The sequence below is a fragment of the Sporosarcina sp. CAU 1771 genome, assembly GCF_054482775.1.
This window is the reverse complement of sequence record NZ_JBTLRN010000038.1, coordinates 1-21089: the sequence shown is the minus strand read 5'-3', so window position 1 is coordinate 21089 and position 21089 is coordinate 1. Positions and strand designations below refer to the sequence as shown.

The following is a 21089-nucleotide window of genomic DNA, read 5'->3' as shown; positions in this document are numbered from 1 at the left end:
AACAGATCGAATCAAATTAGCAATGGAACAACAATCGTTAAATGTAGCTTAATTAAATCGGTTTTCTATTTTTAAAAAGCTTATAAACCATCAAGGAGCTACTTTACGCATTTTTAAAAACGTTAATTATGAAATTGATTCAATTGTAATCTTATTTTTATACCATTCTTGCTGAGCTGCATAGACGCCTAAAATCATGAAGAAAATGAGCGTATATACTTTAAGTTCCCAAATGTTATAAAACAAGCCGGATACAAATGTAGACATCCACAAAGCAATCATTAATTGGCTAAAACGAGATCTCCACGTTTTGATGAATAGGGCCAACATACTAAGTAGGAAGGTCGCAAACAAGACGACACCAATCGTACCTGTTTCGGCGATTACTTGTATATATTGATTGTCTGAGTAGATTTTATTCTCAAAGTAGATGGAAAGATCGATTCCATAGTGTTCATAAAGCGGTGATCCGTAAGAAATGGTTGCTGCCCCACCAAACGTTCCAAATCCAGAACCCGTGATTGGATAGTCCTTCCAAATCTCAAATCCTTTTTTCAAATAAAACACGCGGCCATTTGAAGTCATTCGTTCGATATTCTTTTCATCAAACGCTTGGCCAAATCGGTCCGTCAAGCTTCCAGATGTACCTTGAGGCGACTCTACACCTAATGTTTGCACGAGTTTCACGGCACCACTAACCGGTACATAGACAAGTAGTAATGCTGCGAATGATGCAAGCACTAGCTGTTTGAGAAGGGCAAAGTGCTTAGATAATAAAAGATAAACAACCGCCAAAACACCTGCTGAAATTAACGTTCCTCTTGAAAAAGTTAAAATTAGAATTCCAATAAACAGTACAAGACTTGTGTTTAAGAATATCGAATGCTGTTTAACCGTATCTTTCATCTTTAAGATCACAACAGCAATAATACAAAACATCATTAAGAGTGCGAGCGAATTCGGGTTACCCGGAAGTCCATAAACGCGTACCATGTTTTCCGCAGATAACGGCATGTACTTCCAATATTCCGGTAGTAAAAATTGACGAAGCGAAATTTTTTCGATGAGTCCTTGAATTGATAAAAGCCAACCAAGAGCCACGCCTGTCCATAAAAATCGAGTCTGCCAATTTGTCGGCAACTGAGCCCTCGAAATAAAGTAGTAAACTAAATACATAATGAGAAATGTACGAACCTGGAACAAAATTGCCGAAAGCCCAACACCATTCGTCCAACCGATGATTGAACCGAACAGGAGGAATGCAAAGAATGCGAGTTCGAACCACTTAAATGTAAACAGCGTTTTAAGGTTAAATTTACTACTTACTACTAAACGTAGAAGCAATGTGAATGTGATTAGATCACCAATCAGTTTTAGTCCCGGGTTGATTTCAATTAAATAGGGACGAATGGCTACATAAATCAGTAGATAAAGTAAACTTTCAAATGGTTTCCATAAAGCAAAACCTATAAAAACGAGTCCTGTCAAGACGATAGCAATCTTGTTTGGCAATGCAAGCGATGCAAATGTGAAGAGGACAAGAAGCAGGATTGGCAGGATTCCTTTTGAAGATATAAAATTCAAAGCACGTTGCATAATCAAATTCCTTTCAAGTAAATTTACAGGTTCAGCAAACGAACCACATGACTAGAGTAGTATACTTAATGTTTCACAAAAAATAAAGCGATACTAAAAGATAAATCTCGTACAAAAGGTTCTCTCTATTTCTGACAAAGTTTGCTATTATGGTTGAGGATCAGAAAATTTTAGAGATATGTAGCTGCTTTACATGTGACGTTTTATTTCAGTAAATGTTTCACTTTAGCGTTAAGCTGGTTTAAATTGGTTCTGTAGGAACATTTCACTGTGAAAAACACGTCACCTATTGAATTTTTTTGTAACTTTATCAGATTGGAATGATGCCCAAACTTCATTATACGATAAACAAGCACATTTAACAGGCTTATTTTATTTAAATAGAGTCTAGTATTCTACGAATTAATGCATAGGATGTTGAATGTTTGTTTTCACTACGGAATCCCATGGAAATTCTTGTTGGAAAGCTTTTCGTTAGATGCTTTCTACTTCACATTACTTGGACTTGGAATAAACTTCTTTATTAAGAAATGGAGATTGTTATGAAAAAACTTATTTATGCATCCTTGTTTACTTTATTCGCTGCAAGCATGCCTTTTAATAACGTTGAAGCGAGTCAAAGCAACGTCAAAACGCAGCCCCTTTCCCCTGGTGTAACTTGGAATAAATACGATTATCGAACGTCGAATAAACATGAAGTCAATCATATTTCTGTCGATTTGGCGAACCCGTATGCACAGCTTGAAATTGGCTTGCCTAAAACGTTTGGCAGCAAAGCTAGAACGACTTCATTAGCCACATCCAATTCAAATGGCAATGGGCACCGTGTTGTTGGTGCGATTAACGCAGCCTATTATCATATGAATAACGGGTTCCCGATTTATTTAATTGCCAAAGATAATGAGATCTACAACAGCGGTATTATTTCTAAAGGCAGCGATGCTTTTGTCAGCAATCCGATTGCTTTTGGAATTACGGCAAATGGAAATGCTGAAATCGATACGTTTGCTCCAAAATACAGTGCAAAATTGCCAACGCAAACACTGGTCGTTGATGGTGTCAATCGCCAGCGGAATTCGGGTGAAATGATTCTTTATACACCCCAGCATTATTCACCGTATACGTTGACGAACGAATATGGCGTTGAATACATATTTCAATCGAGTTCACCCGTCACGTCAACTGAATTTGGACAAACCTTAACTGGTAAAGTTGTCGGAATCTATCCATATGGTTCCACAGGTAAACGAACAATTCCTAAAAATGGGTTTGCGTTATCTGCAACCGATACGAAAGCTTCGCTTCTTCAATCGTTGAATATGGATGATGAAGTAAGCGTCTCACTCGGAATTGATTCCAAATGGCAAAACGCCAAGTTCATGATGGCGAGTGGACCAATGCTTGTGAAGGACGGAAAACGCAATTTGACGATGAATGCATCGAGCTGGAGAGCAAAGGAAGTTACCGCTCGCAGCGCAATTGCAATTAGTAAAGATAAAAAACTCGCACATTTCATTACCGTCGATTCGACGTCTACAAGTAAAGGCATGAACTTAGTCCAATTTGCGGATTACATCGTTAGTCTCGGATTTGACCGTGCGTTGAACTTGGACGGCGGCGGATCGACTACAATGGGCTATCGCCCGTACGGAACACATGTAATTGGGCTAGCCAATCGACCAAGTGGAGGTAGCGAACGTGCTGTTTCGGCTATCTTGCAAGCGGTCAGCTCTGCCCCACTTTCAAGTCCAAAACACATCGATTTTTCAGTTTCCACGAAAAACGATACGTTGTTAGTTGGTGCCGAAAGTACGATTAAAGTCAATTATGTCGTGGATGAGTATTACAACCCATTACCGATTGCCAACGTTCGTCTTGAGGCTGCTGGAAATGGTGTCTCGGTCGATGGTCTGAAACTCGTTGCTAAACAAGCTGGTACGGAGACGATTCAACTAAAACACGGAGAAACAAATTTATTCTCGTTATCACTCAATGTTGTTGATGCGCCAACATCTTTAACAGTCGCACCGGCTGCTGTGAAGCTGAAAACAGGTCAACAGATTTCATTGCAAGCAAAAGCAACGGACGCCTATAACCGCCCATTGGTATTTAATTCGAACCAACTGAAATGGAGCGTTCCTGCTGAATTGGGCACAATTTCTTCCAGCGGAGTTTTCAAAGCTGCCGCCGTTGGCAATAAAAAAGGAAACATTACTGTGACTTTAGGAACAAAAACAATCACGGTACCTGTTGAAATCGAGCAAGAAGTAAGCTACCAATTTACCGATATTGGTCCAAACTTTTTGTATGCGAATCAACTGAGTTACTTAGTAGAAAACAAGATCATTAATGGATTTGAAGATCAGACATTCCGACCTTCCGCTTCATTAAGTCGTCAGCATGCGATGGTTATTTTAAGTCGTCTGTTGAAACTGGACACTACAAACGTAACGGATCCAGGGTTTTCAGACGTTCCAAAAACACACTTATACTATAAAGAGATTGCTAGTGTGGCAAATGCAGGAATCGTTAGCGGGAAAGCTGGCGGAACCTACTTCTCACCAAGCGACAACATCACGCGCTCACAAATGGCAAAAGTACTCGTCGAAGCCTTTAACCTAGAAGGCTCCGCCAACAAATCGTTTAAAGACGTTAAAGAAACCGATGAATTTTATGGGTACGTCCAAGCACTCGTTGCAAACGGCGTTTCAACCGGATACGAAGACGGTACGTTCCGCCCAGCTGAAAACATTCAACGGATCCATTTTGGGATATTTATTTATAATTTGAAGGATTGAGGTTATTGGTCCTTATCGTGCCTGTGCACCACTCAATTCGGACACTATTATGAATCTTTTCTGAGTTGCACCGTGCACTGGATTTGCCAAGCAAATGGATAATTTGCTTGGCATTTTTTTGTTTATGGACATAAGAAAAATAGCATAGGGAATACTTTAAAGACCGAATACGAAAGGAGGTTTTTAGTATGCTACAAAACATTGAAATTATGACCCCATTTTTCGAAGGACAAGCGCACGAACGCTTCCATTTTAAATTAAACATTGAAGGAAACGACTACCGGGGGCTCTTTCATAATGAGGAAGTTCATTGGTTTCATCCACAACCTTATAATAAAATTGAGGTAGATGATCTTAACTTTATTGAATCTAGTGTTCGTGATTTGGTGAACTTAAACTGACTTCTGCCTGTGCACCACACAATTTGGACACGATTCCGAATCGTGTCTGAATTGCACCGTGCACAGGCAGTTTTTGGGTGACGGCGGAGTTCGGGGTGGCCACGGCGGAGTTCGCGGACTTGACGGCGGAGTTCATTCGCGTCCACGGGGGAGTTCATGGGCTTGACCGCGGAGTTCGTCGTGTCCACGGGGGAGTTCGCAGGCTTGACCGCGGAGTTCATCGTGTCCACAGCGGAGTTCGTCAAGATAAGCCCAATATTGCTCAATAAAAATCCCTTGACCAATTTTTCATGGGCAAGGGTATCTTTATTTCTAGTATTCATGAATAGAAAAGTTTAAATTGATCGAACCTCGACCATATCCAGTAGACATTTGTAATCCGGCAAAGATATTGTCCTGAACATCCCAATGTGCTTCTAGCAATTCATTGCCATTATGGTCTTCCCATTTATCGACGAATGTCGATGGTGAGAAGAATTGAGGCTCGTATATATCCTCCACTAAGCGTTTGAATAAATCTTCGGATTCATTAAACTGAACATGACTTACATCGAAATCGATTGACATCATATCGAGTTTGTCATTTGTGAAAAAGTATTCGATTGTCGCAGGAAACTCACCGTGATCCATATTTTCATAGACTACATGTAAAGGTCCATCAACAGTTGGTGTGCCTACCTCCGCCGCCTTCACTTGAGCACGACCCATGCCAAAATAAATATAACGGTAATAATAGCGATCATCGTTCCCCGCCTCTATATTTGTAACCCCACGACTTACAAATGCCGCCATCTGACCGCGATTAACGTTGGCACTACTACCAAATGTGCCATCCGGACGACCTGTCGTGATACCTGCAGTTGCGAGTCGATTGATGTAAGGATAAAACTCATTGCTTTTTGGAACATCCGAAAATTGAACGTCGGATTCCTTCGTTAAATTAAGGCTGTTGGAAAGAATTTTTGCCATATGGGAACGGATCACAGGATTCGCCGCACCGAATGTTCCATTTGCATATCCATTGAGAATCTTATTTGCAACGAGCGTTTCGATTTGTTGATAATACGGATGTGTTTTAGGAATATCGGTGAACGTCGGTTGCGCTGGATTGACGAGCGGCATGTCAAAAGCAACCGTAATAATTTTCGCCGCCTGCCCCCTCGTTACGTTTCCATTCGGATTAAAAGTCCCGTCCGGATACCCATTGAGCGCGCCAATATCTACAAGGTGGTCAATATTCTCCTTGAACCCATGAGTATCCGGCACATCTGAAAATCCATGTGCAATTGATGAAATACTTAACGTCAGTAACAAAACTAGACTGCCTGAAATACATTTGATTTTCTTCATAAACCTCTCCCACTCCTTTTATGTTTTGGTGTTTGGAACCAAGTATAAGGAGGTTAGGTTAAGAGGAGGTTAAGTACTGTTTTTTCGTGCCTGTGCACCACACAATTCAAAACAATTCCGAATCGTGTCTGAATTGCACCGTGCACAGGCACGGAAAAAGAATCGTGTCTGAATTGCACCGTGCACAGGCACGAAAAAAAGTAGATACTTTACCTGAATTTAACCTTTACCTGATAAAATTGAAGGAAGGGATTTATTCGTCGAATTAGAACTCAGGATAGAAGGGAGGGGAAAATAAGTGAAGAACTTAATTAGATTGCTCATTGCAGCCGCCTCTTGTCTTGTGTTAACCGCTTGCCTTAATTTAGAAAGCGAAGACAGTATAGTTGAAACCGAAAATGAAACGCCTCCGGTAGAAGAACAGACGGAAGATGCTACTGAAACAGATGAGAATACAAACGTAACTGAAGAGGAAGAACCTGCGGAATCAGAGCCTATTGAAGAGAATGACATGAATGAGGTCGTCGTGGAGAATGATGCTTTTCAAATTTTCGAACCGACTCCAAATGCGGTTGTCGAAAACAGCTTCGTAGTTCGAGGGCTCGCTCGTGTCTTTGAGGGAACGATTCAATATGAGTTTGAAGATGGTCACTTCATCCTCGATAAAGGCTTTACTACAGCTAGTTTAGGTGGACCCGAATGGGGAGAATTTGAGATTCCGATTGATCTTGCATCGGCACCCAATGGACTTTACAGAATCATCCTCTATGAAGAAAGCGCTGCGGATGGCTCTAGGATTAATGAATTGATTATTCCGGTGAAGGTTGGGAAATGAATATATAAAAGGGTCTCCACAATCGGAGACCCTCTTCTTCGTTATTCCAGCTCACTCAAAAGCTCGCCTAATTTCTTCACACTTGCCGCCTCATCCAACACTGTTGAACGTAACAACTCTTTTTGTCTTTCCAACGCGGCTTTTAATGTTTCAATTTCTGTAGAAACATCCGCGTCCGCTTGCCCACTTTTCGCCTTCAACGAATTGATCGTATCAAACAAATCTTCATGTCCGACGATTCTACCTTCGCCCCACATTAGTTTTTCTTTCGGAGCTTCGAGTACATAATCTGTGAAGTAGTCGAACACTTCTTTATCAAAGTCATACGCGTACCAGTTGTTGTCGATTGCGTACAAATATTCATCCAACGGAGTCGCGATATCGCCTTCATTTAAAGATTCAATCGAAGCCGCTAAATTCTCGATGTTGTTTTGTGCGTGTTCGTGCGGGAAAATGGGTTCATCTTCCCAAGTTAAGCGCACAAATTGATCCTCCGCGTATTTAAATGCAGCGAGTAATCCACTGTTTAGCGTACGACTTTCTTCATATAACTTCTGAGCTGCTTCCGTTTCGCCTTCTGTCAGTGCAGCGAAATACTCTTCATTCACCTTCGCTACTTTCACATTTACATCTTCCGCAATTGCAAGCACACGGTCGATTTCTGAGATTAATTCATCCGAAGAAACGGCTGCTTCTTCAAATACAGTTTCATTCACAACGTCTTTCATTGCGTTCAAACGCATTGTGAAATCAAGTGGAACGACTGCGGTTTGATCGTAATGCATCGTTAGAAGTCCGTATAAATTCAAGTGGAATTTCAGTGCATGTGCATTGAATGCCTCTTCACTATCGAACTGGGAATGATAATGCGAGTGCATGAATTCACTGTCCTGGAAGTCATTCCGCAGTGCCGGTACACCAGCGATTCCAAACGAAAAGTCATCCGACCACGTACGCAGTGGCGATACAACGGAGATCCCGTCTTTGTACACTTCAGATAGCTGTGGAACTTCTTTTGCAAACTCCGTTAAATAGGTGTTTAATTCATAAACGGAACGAATTTCGTCTTGTGTTGTATGCTCGTAAGCTGGCAACTCAAAGTTCATATTGGCAAATGCTTTTCCGACCCACTCTGGATGGATGTTGAAAATTTGATTGTAAGCTCCCGTTGACCAATCGTACCGCGTGTTCGAAACGCCCCATTCTTCTGCCGCTAGCGCGTTAAATATAATCGTTTTTTCAGGCTGGTAGCCGCTGTCAATTAACCCTTTTGCGACACCTAACATGAGGCCGATTGCTGCGTTGTCATCTTGGAATCCAGCAAAATACGAATCATAATGTCCAGATAAAATGATGTACGACTCCGGATCTTTCCCAATAATTTTACCGTAGTAATTGTATGCTTTTCCGTCCATTGTCACCGTCGATTTCGCATCGAAATTAACCATTAACGAATTTCCGTTTGCTTGCAGCACCTCTTTCAATACATTCGCATCCGTTTGGGACATTGAAAATGCAGGTGCATCATCCGGTCCACAAATATCTTGTGCATTTAACGCATCCGGATCGACTTCCGAGTAGCCCGCTTCTTGCACCGTAATAATGCCCGCCGCGCCTTTTACATGCGCTTGATAGGCCGGGTAATTGACCCACCATTCTTCACGCTGATTAATATCGACTAACACCAGTTTACCTTCGATATCCAGTCCTTCTAAATCTGCCGCAGTACCTTTGCCAGCGTAAATAACTTCAAGTTCTTTAACGCCTTCTGTGTCAAAGTTCACTTGGTAAGCGCCAAGAACAGCCAGATGTTCATTGCCGTTTGCATCTGTAAACGTTAAATCTGCTTTTTCAAATTCCCATGTGTCGACAGTGAACTCATCTTTCGTCACCTCGACAAGACCAATTCGTTCCATTTCTTCCCCGATATGTTCACCGGTTTCTATTTCTGCAACCGATCCTGCAGTGCGGAATCCAAGCTTTTCATTCGTCTTGAATTGCTCCAAACTCTTCGCGAATTCAAACGCATATTCCACATCCACTACAGAAAGGTAATTTTCTTTTTCATCAATTTGAGGAACGATTTTTACGTCCTCAACTGCCTCTTCTTTCACTTCAGTTGACTCTTCTTTAGGTGTACATCCCGCTAATGACATGCCGATTACCATCGACAAAGTCAAGTACTTCATGAGCTTTTTCATTTATCACATTCCTTTTCTATTTTTTCCTAACCAGATAATTAAACGCTAAAAACTTACAATTAGCAATACCTATTTTAACTATTTTAAAATTAGGTTCAGTTAAATTTTAGTGTTGATTAATCTTGTTTTTTATAGCGCTTCAAGTTTGTCTATCTAGCACATTGATTTCCGTTACAGACCCAAGCGCGCAAAGAATAAAAGGATATCGTTAGTTAAGATTAATTCATACTGCAACAAAAACAATAAAAAAATGGCTAGTAGACAACGATAGAATATCGTCATCATACTAGCCAACAAATTACTTTCTATTAAAATGGACCATATTCTGTCATGACAGCATAGGTAATTGCGATAACTCCGACAACCATCCACATAAGTAAAAGAGGTATTGCAAACCTTATCCATTGCGTCCACTTGACACCACCGATAGCAAGTACCGCCATTAACACCCCAGAAGTTGGCGCAATAATGTTTGTAAAGCCATCTCCCAGTTTAAATGCAAGAACTCCAGTTTGTCGTGTCATTCCTAGAATGTCTACAATCGGGACCATAATAGGCATTACGATAGCTGCTTGAGCATCTCCTGCTGTTACCAGGAGATTAAAGCCCATATTAAATACGAAGAGCAGCAATGCACCAACCAATAATGATGTCGATTCTAATGGTACTAGAACCTTATTTACAATGGTATCTAGAATATATCCATTCTCCATAATAACGACAACACCTCTTGCTAAACCTGCTACAAGTGCTCCGTATGCAATTGATTGACAACCTGAAATAAATATTTTAACAAAGTTATTCGGATTAATGCGTGCAATGAATGCCACTACGACACCCATCATAATAAAGATACCAGCTAATTCATTAATCCCCCATTGCTTCGTGAAAGCTCCGTAAACGAAGAAGACCAGTGATCCAACAAACGCGGTAATTACAAGCTTTTGTGTAGTAGTAAAACTTGTAACTTTATTTTCTTGTGAATCTTCATCCTCGTCAATATCATGTTGGTGAGCACCGAACGGTCTACCAGCCATAATGGATTTCTCTGGATTATTTTTAATCTTTCTTGCATAACGATTTGTGTAAAGGATTGTTATTGTTATTAATGCAATAAATACAAATATGCGAAGAACTATTCCCGAGAAGAGTGGTAATTCAGCAATTGTTTGAGCAAATCCTAATATAGTAGGATCGAAAACCCCTGCAATCATACCCGAATAATAGCCTAGATAAATCATAGCTACCCCAGTTATCGCATCAAGTTTCAAGGATCGTGCTAAACCTATACCTATCGGAATAAAAGCAATAACAGCGTTTGCTACAACGCCCATAGAAGCTAAAAGTCCAAACATCGCACTTACTGTCGTGATTAGAACAATATACCTGCCCCTTGTCTTGTCTATCAATTTATTCAGACCAGAATCAATAGCCCCTGTTGACTCAATAACCGCTATAATTCCTCCAATAATAAAGATTAAGAAAATGATACTCGCAGTTTGAACCATTCCTGTTTGAATAGATGTAAACATATCTAATAGATTAGCTGGATTAGACTCCTGCGTAGAATAACTATTAGGAATAACTTTTGTAATATTATCAACTGTTTCCCGCTCATAAGACCCCGCAGGTATTAAATAAGTTGCAATCGTTGCTAATACGATAATACTAAAAATAATAATATAGGCATCGGGCATTGCAAGTTTCAGACGCTTCTTTTGGCCTTTTTGTTCCATAGTATATTCCCCCAATAAATCTGTTTTCAATTAAATGAACACTATCAATTTAAGTGATGATTTTTACTTATCTACATTAAAAATCAAAAGTAAAACGTTCTTTATTAATTGGTTGACAAGGCTGTCCTTCTTTTAAATACATACTCTTATCCGTTAAGTTCATAATTACCGAAAAGACCGTAATTATATCTGTATAGTCTGATGTTCCAGGTTCTTTGTGTATACATATAGAACTTGGTGTATTTTTGTGATCTGATAACCAAGCTTCTATGTCTTTTTCTTGCACAACGTTATTGTTTTTTGTTGAGTTTTTAATTAATTCGCCAATACGTTCAATTCGATCGTATGAATTTTCGTCCGTACTTAAATTTTCTATACCTACATCTTCAATAACAGCTTTCGAACAATAATGATTTGTATGGTAAAGATAAGCGTTCTCAGTTTGCTTTTCTCCAAATTTGTTCGGAGATAGCTCTAGGTTTATCGCTTTAGATACAGTACCATTTGCTTGAGCAATTAAAAAGTTCGCCGAAGAACCTAACTTACCATTGATTACTTTACTTCTTGCTTCTTCAATATTTTCTGAATTTAATACTTCTCTTAAACCTAGGTGTATTGGAAGTTTATTTGACATAATATTTGAACGTAAAGCATTTAAGCAAACACCGAGTCCATGTTCATTCAAGCCAATTTTACCAATAATCCCTGCCTCAGTAACCATTTGAATAGCTGGACCATTCTGTTGTTTGATTTTCATCATTAATAGGCTTTTAGCTTGAGCAGAAGTCCAATCCCATGTTTGACCTAAAAATGTGTACTCAGATTTTGGTGGCATAATCGCAAAGCTTGTACATCCATCGGTTTTATTTTGCGTTAAAACAATTTCACTTCGCGCATTTAAAACTAAAATATCCTCAAAATCTACGGATGCACCTTTTGCAACCCCTTGCATTTCTTCAATCAAATCAATGTTGGTCTTTTCAATCGCATCTAAATGCTTTTTCCCCATCTCCTTAGCTTGATCCCAAGTTATTCCTACTTTATTATAAAATAGTTTTTCATAGGCCTCTATACTAAATGCAACTTCACTTTTAGCTTTTTCTCCATGACCAAAACCAATTTCAAACGGTGAACCACTCAAATTCAATATTTTCATTTTACTCCACCTTTTTATTTTTTTGAATTAACTATGAAACTAGACGAATGATATCGCTTTCATTTTGCTGCGCCACATTGCTATACTGCAATACATACGTCCTGGCCAATCCCCCGCAAATCACACAACAGAAATTTGTTCCAACTGTGCATTTGTTGACATTGACCTCTCATTCGGTTGTTGTTTATAAGTTTATCTTGCAAGCCATCATTCGAGAAGTATATAATTCATATAGCAACTATACATTTTTCGAATAGTATGAAGGTTGGTGAAACGAAAATGGAATTAAGACAGCTTCGCTATTTTATAGCCGTGGCGGAAGAATTAAATTTTAGCCGTGCTGCAAAACGATTACATATTACACAGCCGCCTTTAAGCATGCAAATTCAAAGCTTAGAAAAAGAAATCGGTGTTCTTTTATTTCATCGAACGAATCGGAGCGTAGAATTAACTGAAGCCGGACAACAATTCTATAAGGATGTCCTCAAAATTTCCGATTCCCTGAAAGGTTCCATTGAAAATGCAAAACGAATTCACCTTGGAAAACTAGGATCTTTGCGCGTCGGATTCGTTGGTTCTGCGACTTACAACATTCTCCCTGCCGTTTTACGGGAATTCCGCAAACAATATCCAGACGTCCAAGTGCATCTGTCCGAATTATCTACGCCTGCCCAACTCGAGGCGTTGCGCCAAAATGAAATCGATGTCGGTGTCATAAGACCACCAGTCCTAGATGACACATTACATACTGAAATTATCTCCATTCAGCCTTGTATACTTGCGGTCCCAAAACACCATCCTTTACTCGAATTAAAAGAAGTTACCCTAAACGATTTAAAACCCCACCCATTTGTATTATTATCTTCAAAGACATGGCCCGGCCTCTACACGGATATTCTAAGTCTATGTAATCCGTTCATCCAACAAGAGGCGCTCGAATTTCAAACGGTCATCGGTTTAGTAGCTGCGGGGATGGGCATCGCCATTGTCCCCAAATCGACTATGAACCTTCATACACAAGAAGTCGTCTACATTGATTCAATTCAACAGTTACCGCTTGCCTCAATGGGGATTACATATCGACGTAGTGATCAGTCCATTCTTGTAAAGGCTTTTTGTGAAATTACAGATTTGGTTGCTAAGAGTTTTGTTTAGTTTTTGAAAAAGAAAACTCGGTAAATGCGACCCCCGTTTTTGTGTGCCTGTGTACCACACAATTCAAAACGATTCTGAATCGTGTCAGAGTTGCACCGTGCACAGGCACGAAGAAAAAGTCCTCTGCCCGATATTCTCTCGGACAGAGGACTCTTTTTTCACTCGCATCTAACGTTACCCATTATCTAGGTCGGATAACTCCAGTTTGTATATCGGCTTTTATGTAGTTTTCCGGTGGCACGGGTGAATCGGCAAGTCTTCGTAGCGTTAAAAGTTGACCGACATGCGTCATTGCATCCGCCAGTGGTCCTTGCAGCAAGGTTTCCGGTGACTTAATCATAGGTAGATTTGAGGCGAAAGCCTGATCTAGTTTTTCTACAATCGTGTAAAAACGAGCGACTTCTTCCTCCCACTCCCGCACACCTTTACTTCTTTCCACTGCTTCAAACCAAGAGTATCCGAAAGAAAGCACATCGGACATATGAGCTACAATTTCAACAGGCGTTTTCACCCCTTTACCTATTTGAAAATCTGAATAATCCGCGGGAATATCTGTAAACGCTACAGTGGCTCGATACGACAAAGCCGCAAGATAATGTCGGAAAAACCTTTCATCCAAAGTACCTCTCTCCTTCAATTCGTAGTATTCTACCTTTATAGTAGTCTATCTTATCAGAAATCTCCTGCCTGTGCACCACACAATTTAAGACGATTCTGAATTGTGTCAGAATTGCGCGGTGCACAGGCAACAGGAAAATTGTGTCAGAATTGCACCGTGCACAGGCACCAGAAAAACGAGGCAAGCGAAATATGGTACAATAGAAGAAGGGCAAATTTTGTCCTTTTTATTTTGTCGTTGTTTAGGTTAGGAAGCATATAGGTTTATGTCGTTCTGTTACTTATTTATGCCATTTAGTTAACTCTTATGAGAAAGGCGCTAAATTGCTAAGTCTAGTGAGAAAGACCAATCTTTACGTTACAAAATAAAAACATTAATTGATTTCACACTTTGGAATTTATTAAATAAAGGAGACACAACATGTATTCGAATAACAATTTAGTAAACGGTAAAAAGCAGTACGATGCTGTAGTAGTTGGCGCGGGTTTTGCAGGACTCTACATGCTCCATCGTCTTAGGGAAGCAGGATATTCAGTTCTTGCTTATGAAGCAGCGAAAGGTGTAGGCGGAGTTTGGTATTGGAATACGTATCCTGGAGCGCGTTGTGATACGGATTCGATTTATTACAATTACACGTTTTCGGAAGAATTGTTTAATGAATGGACTTGGACGGAACGATACGCGAGCCAGCCAGAAATTCTTCGTTATTTAAATTATGTAGCGGACAAATTTGAGTTGCGTGAGGATATTCAGTTTGACACACGTGTTTCAAAAGCTCATTTTGATGAATCAACGAACCACTGGGACATCCATTTAGAGGATGGATCGAACGTTTCGGCGAAGTACTTTATTACAGGTGTCGGTGTTTTATCCACAATGAACATTCCTAATTTTAAAGGGAAGGATTCATTTGAAGGGCAAGCATTCCACACGGCTGAATGGCCAAAAGATTTAAACCTTAAAGGCAAAAAAGTAGGAGTTATTGGCACAGGATCTAGTGGTGTCCAATCCATTCCTGAAATCGCTAAAGAAGCAGGCCACTTAACGGTGTTCCAACGTTCTGGACAGTACACTGCACCTGCGAATAACTACTCGTATGATGAAAACGACGTAACTGAAATTAAAGCGAACTTTAAAGCGATGCGCGAGAAGATGTGGAGTACGTACGACGGTATCCCAATCGACCGACCAAATCGCTCTGTGCTTGACCATACGCCAGAACAGCGACTCGAAGTTTTCGAAGAAGCATGGGCAAAAGGCGGAGTCCCCTATTTATTATCCACATACAGCGACCTGAAAACGAACGAGAAATCGAATGAAGCGATGGCCAATTTTGTGCGCAAGAAGCTTTCCGACTTAGTCGAAGATAAAGAACTTGCAGCAAAACTACGACCAGTTGACTACTTTGGAACAAAACGACCAATTTCACATATCGGATTTTATGATGCGTTGCAACAAGACAACGTAACCGTTCTGAGTCAGTGCGAAGCACATATTCAAGAATTGACACCTAAAGGTCTGAAAACAACTGAAGCAGAACATGAGCTGGATGTTATCATCTATGCGACGGGCTTCGATGCGATTACAGGTAGTCTCTTCACGATAGACATCCGCGGAAAAGATGGTATTTCACTGAAAGAGAAATGGGAAAATGGTGCAAATACGAAAACGAATCTTGGTCTCTCTACAGCAGGTTTCCCCAACCTATTCATCATAACTGGCCCAGAAAGCCCTTCAGTAACAACGAACATGCCAATGGCGATTGAGCAACACGTCAACTGGATTACGGACTGCATCGATTATCTTGAAGTGAATAAAGTCGACACGATTGAAGCTTCCGTTGAAGCCGAAGAAGCTTGGAGTGCATCTGTTAACGAAGTCGCGAATAAAACACTATTCGTCAAGTCCAACTCTTGGTACACAGGTGGAAACATCGACGGTAAACCGATGCGTTTCCCGATCTATTTAGGAGGAATGCCTAAATACGGTGAAATCATTGATTATGTAGCGAAAAATAACTACGAAGGCTTCCACTTAACTCACAAAAAAGTTGCCGTTCCGAATTAAGTACTACTCAGTGATATTTACTATCTACAGAACGAAGTCTTTCTCACAGTTCCTCGGAAACCTACTTCTACTACAAAACAAACGACCTCTATTCCTAAATGGGAATAGAGGTTTTTTTGTCGTGCCTGTGCACCGCACAATTGTTTTTCTCGTGCCTGTGCACGACACAACTTCGAAACGATTCGGAATCGTTTCAAATTGTGTCGTACACAGGCACCCAAAAAGCTGCTACCCGATAAACCGTTCCATCCGGTTCATTGCTTCTACCAGATTGTCCATGGAATTGGCGTAGGAGATTCGTACATACCCTTCACCGTATGAAGTAAAAGTGCTGCCTGGCACGACGGCAACGTGTTCGGTGTCCAATAATTTCTGTGCAAATTCCCATGAAGTCATTCCTGTGCTTTTGATGGATGGGAATATGTAAAATGCGCCGGTCGGTTTAATGACGCTGAGCCCCATTGCAGTGAGCCTGTCGTATACATAATCTCTTCGTTCCATATACGCTTTGTTCATCGCAATAGACGCATTTTGACTATTCGATAATGCCTCGATCCCGGCATATTGACTTGGGAGAGCTGCACAAACTGAGTTATATAGGTGAACTTTCAATACTTGGGCCATTATGTCCTTAGGTCCCATTACAAATCCTAGTCGCCAACCTGTCATTGCATGTGATTTTGATAGGCCATGAATGAGTAAGAGTTTGTTTCGAATTTCCGGATAAGACGCAAATGACAAATGCCTTTCGTTGAATGAATTCTCACTATAAATTTCATCGGAGAGGATAAAGATGTCATGTCTTTCGAATACTTTCACGAGTCCGTCCATCTGGTCTTTCGTTAATGTGATTCCAATTGGATTCGACGGATAATTTAATAGGATCGCTTTCGTATTCTTTGTAATTAATGCCTCTAACGCCTCAGGGCACGGTAAAAAGTTCGTTTTTGTCGTATCTAAATACACTACTTTTGCTCCTGTTAAATGAATGAGAGGTTCGTAACCTGAATAGATAGGTGCTGGCATAATCACTTCATCGTCTTCCGTTAAAATCGTACGTAAAATCGAGTCAATTCCTTCGCTCGCTCCAGTCGTGACAACAATTTCCGTTTCTGGATCATAATGAAACTTATATTTCCCCTCAAAAAACAAGGAAACTTTCTCACGTAATTCTAGCAAACCAGCGTTATGTGAATAACCCGTTAAGTTCTTGCGAATCGCTTCAATTCCAGCTTGTTTAACAGGCTCCGGCGTTGCAAAATCCGGCTCACCGATTGTTAAATTGACACCGTCTTTATAGTGCATAACTTCATTTGAAAACAGACGGATCCCCGGAACTTTAACATCCTTCACACGCGCATTTATTCGATTAATCATTCAAACACCCCTATTTTGTATACTGTACACACTAATCTTAGGCGAATGCATTCCGTTTGTACATTAAAGTCGTGCCTGTGCACCACGCAATTCGGACACAATTCCGAATCGTGTCTGAATTGCACCGTGCACAGGCACAAAGTTACTAATGGTTAAAGCAGTTGAAGAAACCGCCAAGATGGCCAATCAATCCGCTGAAATGACCGGGACGCTTGCCGCCGCATCAGAAGAGCAAAGTGCGTCTATTCAAGAAGTAGCCGCCGCATCTTCTTCCTTGTCCAATATGGCTGAGGAGTTGCAGAAGATTGTAGGTAAGTTTCAATTGAAGTGACTTGTCTTCGTCGTGCCTGTGCACCACACAATTCAGAACGATTCTGAATTGTGTCTGAATTGCGCCGTGCACAGGCAACACAAATGCAGGCAACACAAATGCAAAAAGGGTTACCGTCATCGATTTCTTGATGATGGTAACCCTTTTTTTTACGTTTCGCTCTATGCGTAGGCCACGATTTCAAAACAAATCCCGTTCCCGTTAACTACTCCACGCCAATATCTCTTTTCATCTTTTTCCAATACTCTTCCTTTTCTGACATATCTAAGAACACTTCTGCGGATGGACTGCCTATGTCCCGATAATTGCCATGAAATACTTTATCATTATATTTGTAGTGTAAACCTTTTCCGTAAATCTCCCTAAAGTCTCTAGCGACTTTGTTGGATTTATTAATTGTTAGTATTTGATCATTAATTTCCAAGGCCTCTTCAATTTGATTGGTAGCGAAGTAGGACTGTAGCAGCCTTTGGTAATAGGTAATTTCTTTGGTATGATCAATTGCTATAATTTTACTATTTAATCGAATAGTTTCTTTATCATATTCTTTTTGTGCAGCTTTTTGATCCGATAGCAGTTTTAGTTCCTCTAAAGATAACTCATTTATAGTGTCTTCTTTACTTAGATTCCTTAACACTTGTTCTTTTAAGTACACATCCATACTGAACGTGATAGTCTCACCATTTTCAAATAATACTTCGACAGATTTATTGTCTTTTCTAATGATTTCTCCCACACCAAAGACCAGATGCTCTACCTGTTGTCTTTGTTCTTTCTCGATAGCATCTATCTTTCGTTTAAATGTCTCAATTGTTTCTTGATCGACCCCATTCGTTTCATCTTGCGCCTCTTCGTATAACTCCAAACATTTTTCATATTGTTCGAGACTCTCATATACTTGGAATTTTAAATCGTACCATTTATCTTTCTTCGAAGGATAAATAAACTTTCCTGTATCGACGGAGTTCGATTCTTTTCTTCCTGGAAGTAGAGAAGGATCCAATCTATTAAGCCATACATTAATTTTCTCAGCTTCGAAATGTGTTTTCAGTGAGAAAGCTTTTAATATCTGAACAATAGTGAGTTGATAAATTGGGTCTTTATTGGAGTAGTGGCTCAGTATAAAATTCAGTGCTAATTTTGTGTTAGACAGCTTTTCTTCGTCGTATGAATTACTACTATTTAAATAAACTCTGTACAAACACCATGCATACCGAAGTCTGATACTTTCCTCTTTAAAACTATTTTCATTTGATAGTAATTCACTGTATATACGTAAAGCGTCTACATATTGTTTATTATCAAAGTACGCATTAGCACGAGCTTCCTTTTCAACAAATTTCATCGATTATCCCCCCATTTTCATAATATTTAATCTAATCATACTATACATTTGGAAACTAGGTTATCGTGCCTGTGCACCACACAATTCAGAACGATTCTGAATTGTTTCTGGGTTGTGCCGTGCACAGGCATCGTATTCTCATGAAACTCTAATCTAACTCACCGAACTTTTTAAGTTTTAGTAGTTAATATAAGTACATAAGCAAAACGGCTTAGGGAATACTTGAAAGACCAATTAAGAAAGGGGATTTTATTATGCTACAAAATATTGAAGTAATGACACCATTGTTTGAAGGACAAGTTAACGAACGTTTGCAATTTAAACTAAACATTGAAGGAAATGACTACCAAGGGATCATTTATGATGAGGAAATTCATTGGTTTCATCCACAACCTTATAATAAAATTGAAGAAGATGATCTTAACTTCGTTGAATCAAACGTTCGTAACTTGATGACGAACCGTTTAATACAATGAGAAACGTGGCTATTGAAAATCCTGCCTGTGCACCACACAATTCAGAACGATTCTGAATTGTTTCCGAATTGCGCCGTGCACAGGCAACACAAAAGCAAAAAAGGGTTACCGTCATCGATTCTAGATGATGGTAACCCTTTTTTTGATGTAGACAAGGCAGCTATTACTACCGTTTCAAGAAATCAATTTCCACTTCATTTTTACGTGGTTCACGTTTAAATAAATAGTTCCCATGTCTGACGGACATTAGAACTTCTGCACGTTCACGAATTGCTTCATACGCATCTTGTGCATCTAATACGATAAAGTTCGCTGGCTTTCCGACTTCAATGCCATACTCATCATTGACCATCATGAGATTGGCACCGTGATAAGTGATCAGGTCGAACGCTTTATTGATTTCATCGACGTGTGTATAGTGCGCTAAATGGATCCCGTTGTCTAAAATGTTCATCATATTTCCGTTGCCGAGTGGATACCAGTAATCCGCAATGGAATCTTGCGCAAATGCTACCGTATTTCCATTTTCAAGCAACTCTTTCACACGCGTTAAGCCGCGGCGTTTTGGATAACTGTCGCCACGCCCTTGTAAATGTGCGTTTTCTGTTGGACACGCAATGAAGTTGATTTGTGATTCTTTAAACAACCCAAACATCTTATTCGCATAACTGTTATCTACTGAACCAAAGCTCGTTGTATGGCTTGCTGTCGTATATGGACCATAATTTTTCTCCATAACGAGCGCATTCAACACTTCTAAAAACCGGCTATTCGGATCGTCATTTTCATCACAATGAACATCAATCATAACGTCATATTTAATGGCCAGATCGACAATTCGCTTTAAGGATTCGACCCCGTGCTCATACGAGATTTCAAAGTGCGGAATCCCTCCAGCCACGTCCGCACCCATTTTAAGTGCTTCTTCCAGTAACTCCTCCGCCCCTTCATATCGAAAGAACCCTTCTTGAGGAAATGCCACAAGTTGTAACGTCACTATATCTTTCAATTCTTCACGCAGTTTAATTAAAGCTTTCATTCCAGTTAAATTCGGATCCGTAATATCAACATGGGTACGAATATATTGGACGCCTTTACTCAATTCTTTTTGAATGCCCTGAATCGCACGCTCACGCACCATTTCTTCAGTTAACGATTTCTTATTGTCACTCCACCGCTGGATCCCTTCAAACAGCGTACCTGAAACGTTCGCATTGCCCACCCCTAGACCTGAGAAAATATAATCCAAGTGTAAATGAGGGTCCACATAAAGTGGCAACACAAGGCGGCCTCCCAAATCAATCACTTCTTTAGCATCGCCCAAGTCATTCCCAATCGCTTTAAACTCACCATTTTCAACTATAAACTCACGGGATTCTGCGTCCCCATAGATATTCGCATTCATATATTTTTTCATAGAATACACGACTCCTTCTGATTGAATATGTTGTTGTTAGTAGCTAGTATACCATTTAATTGGGCGTTCCCGTTGTTTGTCGCCTGCCCACTAGCGTTGCATAGAAGTAAAAATATGTAAGATGTCCTTAATTAGGAAATTATTATCGTAGTTTAATAACTTGCAAAAACACAAAAAAGCTCCTAATGTAGGTAAGGAAACGACGACTAAATCAGTTCCCTACACTATC

At 40.1% G+C, this 21089-nt stretch carries 16 protein-coding genes; 7 read left to right on the top strand and 9 right to left on the bottom strand.

The features are described from left to right. Nucleotides 1–126: 126 nt before the first annotated feature. Nucleotides 127–1596: an O-antigen ligase family protein gene (locus ACXYMX_RS16245; protein ID WP_459045291.1), complete on the bottom strand. Its 1470-nt coding sequence runs from the start codon at nt 1594–1596 to the stop codon at nt 127–129. A 542-nt stretch (nt 1597–2138) separates the two neighbouring features. On the opposite strand from ACXYMX_RS16245, the gene ACXYMX_RS16240 reads away from it, so the two are divergent. Together ACXYMX_RS16240 and ACXYMX_RS16235 are read left to right on the top strand one after the other, a co-directional pair. After that, a complete protein-coding gene (locus ACXYMX_RS16240) occupies nt 2139–4394 on the top strand; it encodes an S-layer homology domain-containing protein (protein WP_459045290.1) in 2256 nt (751 codons plus the stop codon). A 188-nt stretch (nt 4395–4582) separates the two neighbouring features. Then, nucleotides 4583–4795, top strand: coding sequence for a hypothetical protein (locus ACXYMX_RS16235; protein ID WP_459045289.1), 213 nt, complete (start codon nt 4583–4585; stop codon nt 4793–4795). A 312-nt stretch (nt 4796–5107) separates the two neighbouring features. On the opposite strand, the gene ACXYMX_RS16230 is transcribed toward ACXYMX_RS16235, so the two are convergent. Then, a complete protein-coding gene (locus tag ACXYMX_RS16230) occupies nt 5108–6145 on the bottom strand; it encodes an S-layer homology domain-containing protein (protein ID WP_459045288.1) in 1038 nt (345 codons plus the stop codon). A 298-nt stretch (nt 6146–6443) separates the two neighbouring features. Here ACXYMX_RS16230 and ACXYMX_RS16225 point away from each other — a divergent pair, with 298 nt between their 5' ends. Beyond that, nucleotides 6444–6980 carry a Gmad2 immunoglobulin-like domain-containing protein gene (locus tag ACXYMX_RS16225; RefSeq protein ID WP_459045287.1) on the top strand — a complete coding sequence of 179 codons (537 nt, stop codon included), beginning with the start codon at nt 6444–6446 and terminating at the stop codon, nt 6978–6980. Nucleotides 6981–7021: 41 nt separating this feature from the next. Here ACXYMX_RS16225 and ACXYMX_RS16220 read toward each other — a convergent pair whose 3' ends face one another. From ACXYMX_RS16220 to ACXYMX_RS16210, 3 genes are all read right to left on the bottom strand, one after another. Beyond that, entirely contained in the window at nt 7022–9181 is a 2160-nt protein-coding gene (locus ACXYMX_RS16220; protein ID WP_459045286.1) for a M28 family peptidase, read from the bottom strand. A gap of 308 nt (nt 9182–9489) precedes the next feature. Next, a complete protein-coding gene (locus ACXYMX_RS16215) occupies nt 9490–10917 on the bottom strand; it encodes a YfcC family protein (protein WP_459045285.1) in 1428 nt (475 codons plus the stop codon). A 76-nt stretch (nt 10918–10993) separates the two neighbouring features. Continuing rightward, complete coding sequence (locus ACXYMX_RS16210) at nt 10994–12073, bottom strand: C45 family autoproteolytic acyltransferase/hydolase (RefSeq protein WP_459045284.1); 1080 nt, start codon at nt 12071–12073, stop codon at nt 10994–10996. A gap of 279 nt (nt 12074–12352) precedes the next feature. Here ACXYMX_RS16210 and ACXYMX_RS16205 point away from each other — a divergent pair, with 279 nt between their 5' ends. Then, entirely contained in the window at nt 12353–13228 is an 876-nt protein-coding gene (locus ACXYMX_RS16205) for a LysR family transcriptional regulator (protein WP_459045283.1), read from the top strand. A gap of 181 nt (nt 13229–13409) precedes the next feature. Here the strand turns inward: ACXYMX_RS16205 and ACXYMX_RS16200 are convergent, their stop codons facing one another. Continuing rightward, entirely contained in the window at nt 13410–13847 is a 438-nt protein-coding gene (locus tag ACXYMX_RS16200; protein WP_459045282.1) for a hypothetical protein, read from the bottom strand. Nucleotides 13848–14267: 420 nt separating this feature from the next. Here ACXYMX_RS16200 and ACXYMX_RS16195 point away from each other — a divergent pair, with 420 nt between their 5' ends. Further along, nucleotides 14268–15914: a flavin-containing monooxygenase gene (locus tag ACXYMX_RS16195; RefSeq protein ID WP_459045281.1), complete on the top strand. Its 1647-nt coding sequence runs from the start codon at nt 14268–14270 to the stop codon at nt 15912–15914. A gap of 228 nt (nt 15915–16142) precedes the next feature. Here the strand turns inward: ACXYMX_RS16195 and ACXYMX_RS16190 are convergent, their stop codons facing one another. Further along, complete coding sequence (locus tag ACXYMX_RS16190) at nt 16143–17291, bottom strand: aminotransferase class I/II-fold pyridoxal phosphate-dependent enzyme (protein ID WP_459045280.1); 1149 nt, start codon at nt 17289–17291, stop codon at nt 16143–16145. A 178-nt stretch (nt 17292–17469) separates the two neighbouring features. Between ACXYMX_RS16190 and ACXYMX_RS16185 the strand changes: the two genes are divergently transcribed. Beyond that, complete coding sequence (locus tag ACXYMX_RS16185) at nt 17470–17622, top strand: hypothetical protein (protein ID WP_459045279.1); 153 nt, start codon at nt 17470–17472, stop codon at nt 17620–17622. 205 nt (nt 17623–17827) lie between these two features. Here ACXYMX_RS16185 and ACXYMX_RS16180 read toward each other — a convergent pair whose 3' ends face one another. Continuing rightward, nucleotides 17828–18967: a hypothetical protein gene (locus ACXYMX_RS16180; RefSeq protein ID WP_459045278.1), complete on the bottom strand. Its 1140-nt coding sequence runs from the start codon at nt 18965–18967 to the stop codon at nt 17828–17830. Nucleotides 18968–19221: 254 nt separating this feature from the next. Between ACXYMX_RS16180 and ACXYMX_RS16175 the strand changes: the two genes are divergently transcribed. Continuing rightward, nucleotides 19222–19443: a hypothetical protein gene (locus ACXYMX_RS16175; RefSeq protein WP_459045277.1), complete on the top strand. Its 222-nt coding sequence runs from the start codon at nt 19222–19224 to the stop codon at nt 19441–19443. A gap of 166 nt (nt 19444–19609) precedes the next feature. Here ACXYMX_RS16175 and ACXYMX_RS16170 read toward each other — a convergent pair whose 3' ends face one another. Further along, on the bottom strand, nt 19610–20860 hold the full coding sequence (locus ACXYMX_RS16170; protein WP_459045276.1) for an amidohydrolase family protein: 1251 nt from the start codon (nt 20858–20860) through the stop codon (nt 19610–19612). Between the last annotated feature and the right edge of the window lie 229 nt (nt 20861–21089).

Excerpts from the sequence above, each read along its gene's own strand:
- ACXYMX_RS16190 (WP_459045280.1), bottom strand. The coding sequence starts at position 17,291 with ATGATTAATCGAATAAATGCGCGTGTGAAGGATGTTAAAGTTCCGGGG.
- ACXYMX_RS16180 (WP_459045278.1), bottom strand. The coding sequence starts at position 18,967 with ATGAAATTTGTTGAAAAGGAAGCTCGTGCTAATGCGTACTTTGATAAT.
- ACXYMX_RS16205 (WP_459045283.1), top strand. The coding sequence starts at position 12,353 with ATGGAATTAAGACAGCTTCGCTATTTTATAGCCGTGGCGGAAGAATTA.
- ACXYMX_RS16215 (WP_459045285.1), bottom strand. The coding sequence starts at position 10,917 with ATGGAACAAAAAGGCCAAAAGAAGCGTCTGAAACTTGCAATGCCCGAT.
- ACXYMX_RS16240 (WP_459045290.1), top strand. The coding sequence starts at position 2,139 with ATGAAAAAACTTATTTATGCATCCTTGTTTACTTTATTCGCTGCAAGC.
- ACXYMX_RS16170 (WP_459045276.1), bottom strand. The coding sequence starts at position 20,860 with ATGAAAAAATATATGAATGCGAATATCTATGGGGACGCAGAATCCCGT.
- ACXYMX_RS16195 (WP_459045281.1), top strand. The coding sequence starts at position 14,268 with ATGTATTCGAATAACAATTTAGTAAACGGTAAAAAGCAGTACGATGCT.
- ACXYMX_RS16210 (WP_459045284.1), bottom strand. The coding sequence starts at position 12,073 with ATGAAAATATTGAATTTGAGTGGTTCACCGTTTGAAATTGGTTTTGGT.
- ACXYMX_RS16220 (WP_459045286.1), bottom strand. The coding sequence starts at position 9,181 with ATGAAAAAGCTCATGAAGTACTTGACTTTGTCGATGGTAATCGGCATG.
- ACXYMX_RS16175 (WP_459045277.1), top strand. The coding sequence starts at position 19,222 with ATGCTACAAAATATTGAAGTAATGACACCATTGTTTGAAGGACAAGTT.
- ACXYMX_RS16245 (WP_459045291.1), bottom strand. The coding sequence starts at position 1,596 with ATGCAACGTGCTTTGAATTTTATATCTTCAAAAGGAATCCTGCCAATC.
- ACXYMX_RS16230 (WP_459045288.1), bottom strand. The coding sequence starts at position 6,145 with ATGAAGAAAATCAAATGTATTTCAGGCAGTCTAGTTTTGTTACTGACG.
- ACXYMX_RS16235 (WP_459045289.1), top strand. The coding sequence starts at position 4,583 with ATGCTACAAAACATTGAAATTATGACCCCATTTTTCGAAGGACAAGCG.
- ACXYMX_RS16185 (WP_459045279.1), top strand. The coding sequence starts at position 17,470 with ATGGCCAATCAATCCGCTGAAATGACCGGGACGCTTGCCGCCGCATCA.